The following is a 5,281-nucleotide window of genomic DNA, read 5'->3' on the forward strand; positions in this document are numbered from 1 at the left end:
CGGATACCCTTGACACGTGACCGACGCCCAAGACACCGCAGCAGAGACCGCACTGCGAACCGCCGGGGGCGCTCCCCCGGACGACGGCGTCGCAGCCATGGAGGCTCCGACCCCCCTGTTGGAGCCCCGTGAGGGAATTCCACCGGTGGTCGCCGACGCCGAGGCGCTGGCCCGGGTGATCGCCGCGTTCGCGGCCGGTACCGGGCCGGTGGCGCTGGACGCCGAGCGCGCCTCCGGATACCGCTACGGCCAGCGGGCCTATCTGGTGCAGATGCGCCGCGAGGGCGCCGGGAGCGCCCTGATCGACCCGATCGGCTGCCCCGATCTCTCCGGGCTCGGCGAGGCCCTCTCCGACACGGAGTGGATCCTGCACGCGGCCACCCAGGACCTGCCCTGCCTCCGTGAGATAGGCATGATTCCGACCCGGCTCTTCGACACCGAGCTGGCCGGGCGGCTCGCCGGTTTCCCCCGGGTGGGTCTCGGCGCGATGGTGGAGTCCGTCCTCGGGTACGCGCTGGAGAAGGGCCACTCGGCCGTCGACTGGTCCACCCGCCCGCTCCCCGAGCCCTGGCTGCGGTACGCGACCCTCGATGTGGAGCTGCTGGTCGATCTGCGGGACGCGCTGGAGAAGGAGCTGGACCGGCAGGGGAAGCTGGAGTGGGCCCGGCAGGAGTTCGACGCCATCGCCTCCGCGCCGCCCGCGCCGCCGCGCAAGGACCCCTGGCGCCGCACGTCCGGGATGCACAAGGTGCGCCGCCGCCGTCAGATGGCGGTGGTACGGGAGCTGTGGACCGCGCGGGACCGGATCGCGCAGCGGCGTGATGTCTCCCCCGGCAAGGTGCTGAGCGATGGCGCGATCATCGAGGCGGCGCTGGCGCTGCCGCCGAACGCGCAGGCGCTCGGCTCACTGTCGGGTTTCGGCCACCGGATCAACCGCCGCCAGCTCGAACAGTGGCAGGCGGCGGTGGACCGGGCCAGGGCGCTCTCCGAGGCGGAGCTGCCCCAGCCGGGCCAGCCGCTGAACGGCCCGCCGCCGCCCCGGGCCTGGGCCGACAAGGACCCGGCCGCCGCCGCCCGGCTCTCCGCCGCGCGGACGGGCGTATCGGAGCTGGCCGAGCGGCTCAATCTGCCGCAGGAGAACCTGATCGCCCCGGACACGGTCCGCCGGATCTGCTGGGAGCCCCCGTCGGATCCGACGTCCGAGGGCGTGGCCGAGGCGCTGACCGCCCTGGGCGCGCGGCCCTGGCAGACCGAGCTGGTCGCGCCGGTCCTGGCGAAGGCGCTCATCCAGAGCGCGTGACGAGGACTCTCGCCCGGACCCCGTGACCGGGCGCGTGAGGCACCCCGCGACCGGGCGCGTGAGCACCGCGTGACCGGCCGCACCGCACACCGTGCGACTGACCAGGACCCGCACCACCCGCACCACCCGCGACAGGAGCGGGGCACCCGACCCGGGCGCCCCGCTCCTTTCCGTAGCGGGCGCCGACGGCCCGTCGCAGGCACCGGGCAGTCCGCGGAAGGCGCCGGCGGGCCACCGCGGAAGAGGCCGGCGGTCGGCGAGGGCGCCGACGGGTCATGGAAGGCGCCGGCGGTCCGCGAAAGCGTCGAAAGGGAAAGGTTTCGGCCACCCCGCCATGTGACGTTCACCGCTCGGTCACGGAAGGGTGTGCACACTGGTTACCGATAAGTAGCATGTGGGCAAGCGCACGCTTAGCCGCCTGCGCTCGCCCCGCAGCAGTGCACACCCCGCACCCTGGAGGAGAAGCCATCGTGCCTCGTACCGTCAGGGATGTCGTCTTTGTCGACGGCGTCCGCACCCCGTTCGGCAAGGCGGGCCCGAAGGGCATCTACCACGAGACCCGGGCCGACGACCTGGTCGTCAAGTCCATCCGGGAGCTGCTGCGGCGCAACCCGGGGCTCGACCCCGCGCTCGTCGACGAGGTCGCCATCGCCGCGACCACGCAGATCGGCGACCAGGGCCTGACGCTCGGGCGCACGGCGGGGATCCTCGCCGGGCTGCCGCAGTCGGTGCCCGGCTACTCCGTCGACCGCATGTGCGCGGGCGCGATGACCGCCGTCACCACGACGGCCGGGTCCATCGCCTTCGGCGCGTACGACGCGGTCATCGCGGGCGGTGTCGAGCACATGGGCCGTCACCCCATGGGCGAGGGCGTCGACCCCCACCCCCGCTTCGTCAGCGAGAAGCTCGTGGACGAGTCGGCCCTCTTCATGGGCATGACCGCCGAGAACCTCCATGACCGCTACCCCTCGATCACCAAGGAACGCGCCGACGCGTACGCGGTGCGCTCCCAGGAGAAGGCCGCCAAGGCGTACGCCAACGGCTCCATCCAGCGGGACCTGGTGCCGATCTCGATCCGCCGCACCACGCCCGAGGCCGGGGAGACCGGCTGGGGTCTGGCCACCCAGGACGAGCCGATGCGTCCGGGCACCACGCTGGAGAACCTGGCCGGGCTGAAGACCCCGTTCCGGCCCCATGGCCGGGTCACGGCGGGCAACGCGGCCGGGCTCAACGACGGCGCCACCGCCGCCCTGGTCACCTCCGAGGAGTTCGCCCGTGCGCACGGGCTGCCGGTCGGGATGCGGCTGGTGTCGTACGCGTACGTCGGCGTCGAGCCGGAGGTCATGGGGTACGGGCCGATCCCGGCCACCGAGAAGGCGCTGGCCAAGGCCGGGCTGACCATCGATGACATCGGGCTCTTCGAGATCAACGAGGCGTTCGCCGTCCAGGTGCTCGCCTTCCTGGAGCACTACGGCATCGCCGACGACGACGCGCGCGTCAACCAGTACGGCGGCGCCATCGCCTTCGGCCACCCGCTGGCCTCCTCCGGCATCCGGCTGATGACGCAGCTCTCGCGCCAGTTCGAGGAGCAGCCGCAGGTCCGCTACGGCGTGACCACCATGTGCGTCGGCTTCGGCATGGGCGCCACGGTCATCTGGGAGAACCCGCACTTCGACGGAGGCACCAAGTGAGCACCACCGCAGAACTCCTCAAGCGGGCGGCCGAACTCTTCCCCGACGAGGTCGTCACCCAGGCGCATGTCCGCCATCTCGACCTGCCCGCGGGCGCCGGGCGGTTCGCCCTGATCACGCTGGACAACGGACTCGACCACACCAAGCCCACCACCTTCGGCCCCCAGTCGCTGGCCAACCTCGACGCCGCGCTCGACCAGGTCGAGCGGGAGGCCGCCGAGGGTGCCATCACGGGCGTCGGGCTGACCGGCAAGCCGTTCATCTTCGCCGTCGGCGCCGACCTCAAGGGCATGGAGCTGGTCAGCTCCCACGAGCAGGCGCTGGCCGTCGGCAAGGGCGGCCACGACGTCTTCAAGCGGCTCTCCTCGCTCGCGGTGCCGACGTTCGCGTACTACAACGGCGCCGCGATGGGCGGCGGGGTCGAGGTCGGCCTGCACTGTACGTACCGCACGGTCTCCCGGGCGATCCCCGCCTTCTCGCTGCCCGAGGTCTTCCTCGGTCTGGTGCCCGGCTGGGGCGGCTGCGCGCTGCTGTCCAACCTGATCGGCCCCCAGAAGGCCATCTCGGTCATCATCGAGAACTCCCTCAACCAGAACCGTCAGCTCAAGGGCGCCCAGGTGTTCGAGCTGGGCATCGCGGACGCCCTCTTCGACGGCGCCGACTTCCTGGAGCGGTCGCTGGTGTGGACCGCCTCGGTGCTCAGCGGCGAGACCGTCGTGGCCCGGCCCGAGCTGGACCGGGGCGAGGCGTGGGACGCCGCCGTCGCGCACGGCCGGGCCATCGCCGACGGCAAGGTGCACGGCGCGGCCCCGGCCGCCTACCGCGCGCTGGACATCATCGCCGCCGTCAAGGACGGTGACCTCCAGGCCGGTTTCGACGCCGAGGACCAGGCCCTCGCCGACCTGGCCATGGGCGGGGAGCTGCGCAGCGGTATCTACGCCTTCAACCTGGTGCAGAAGCGCGGCAAGCGTCCGGCGGGCGCCCCGGACCGCGCGCTGGCCCGCCCGGTCACCAAGGTCGGTGTCGTCGGCGCCGGTCTGATGGCCTCCCAGCTCGCGCTGCTCTTCGTACGCCGCCTCCAGGTGCCGGTGGTGCTGACCGACATCGACCAGGAGCGGATCGACAAGGGCGTGGGCTATGTCCACTCCGAGATCGACAAGCTGCTCGGCAAGGGCCGGGTCAACCAGGACCAGGCCAACCGGCTCAAGGGCCTGGTCACCGGTGTCCTGGACAAGGCCGAGGGCTTCGCGGACGCGGACTTCGTGATCGAGGCCGTCTTCGAGGAGCTGGGTGTCAAGCAGCGGGTGTTCGCGGAGGTGGAGGCCGTCGCCCCGGCGCACGCGATCCTCGCCACCAACACCTCCTCGCTCTCGGTCTCCGAGATGGCCTCCCAGCTCAAGCACCCCGAGCGGGTGGTGGGCTTCCACTTCTTCAACCCGGTGGCCGTGCTGCCGCTGCTGGAGATCGTCCGGGGCGAGCGCACCGACGACGCCTCGCTGGCGACCGCGTTCGCCGTGGCCAAGCAGTTGAAGAAGACGGCGGTGCTGGTCAAGGACGCCCCGGCGTTCGTGGTCAACCGGATCCTGACCCGTTTCATGGGCGAGATCCAGAACGTCATCGACGAGGGCACCCCGGTCGGGGTCGCCGAGCGGGCCGTGGAGCCGCTGGGGCTGCCGATGTCACCGCTGGTGCTGCTGGAGCTGGTGGGTCCGGCGATCGGGCTGCATGTCTCGGAGACCCTCAACCGGGCCTTCCCGGACCGCTTCACCGTCTCCCCCAACCTCAAGGCCGTCGTCGCGGCGGGCAAGCGCGGCTTCTACGTCTACGACTCGGGCAGGCCCGAGCTGGACCCCGAGGTCGCGGCGCTGCTGCGGCAGGGCGACACGGTGCTGACGGAGGAGCAGGTCCGCGCCCGGGTGCTGGAGGCCGTGGCGGGTGAGATCGGGCTGATGCTGGACGAGGGCGTCGTCGCCGCGGCGCAGGACATCGACCTGTGCCTGATCACGGGCGCGGGCTGGCCGTTCCACCTGGGCGGGATCACCCCGTATCTGGACCGCGAGGGCGTCTCGGAGCGGGTCAACGGCAAGCCCTTCCTGGCCCCGGGCGTGGCGAGCGTCCCGGCGTAACCGGACGACCCGTACGGCACGGCAGGACAGGCCCGTCCCGGTCCGGGGCGGGCCTTCGCCATGCGCGTGGCCGGTGCGGGCTCCGGTCGTCGGTACGGGCCGGAACCTCCCGTACGCGTACGGGCACGGGTACGGCGACAGCCCCGTCCCGCGTCACCCGGAGG

General features: G+C 72.3%; 3 protein-coding genes. All 3 read left to right on the plus strand.

All coding sequences use genetic code 11. The features are described 5' to 3' along the window. Nucleotides 1-16: 16 nt before the first annotated feature. The 3 genes from ACFVIM_RS32445 (at nt 17) to ACFVIM_RS32455 (ending at nt 5,117) form a co-directional block, all read left to right on the plus strand. The gene (locus tag ACFVIM_RS32445; RefSeq protein WP_384309144.1) at nt 17-1,300 is read left to right on the plus strand and encodes an HRDC domain-containing protein; all 1,284 of its coding nucleotides are present in this window, start codon (nt 17-19) and stop codon (nt 1,298-1,300) included. A 470-nt stretch (nt 1,301-1,770) separates the two neighbouring features. Next, nucleotides 1,771-2,991, plus strand: coding sequence for a thiolase family protein (locus tag ACFVIM_RS32450; protein WP_384309147.1), 1,221 nt, complete (start codon nt 1,771-1,773; stop codon nt 2,989-2,991). Next, nucleotides 2,988-5,117, plus strand: coding sequence for a 3-hydroxyacyl-CoA dehydrogenase NAD-binding domain-containing protein (locus tag ACFVIM_RS32455; RefSeq protein WP_384309150.1), 2,130 nt, complete (start codon nt 2,988-2,990; stop codon nt 5,115-5,117). The genes ACFVIM_RS32450 and ACFVIM_RS32455 overlap by 4 nt, the downstream gene beginning before the upstream one ends. The last annotated feature ends 164 nt before the right edge of the window (nt 5,118-5,281 follow it).

Origin of the sequence: Streptomyces sp. NPDC057638, assembly GCF_042800315.1 — a bacterium.
Lineage (GTDB): Bacteria > Actinomycetota > Actinomycetes > Streptomycetales > Streptomycetaceae > Streptomyces.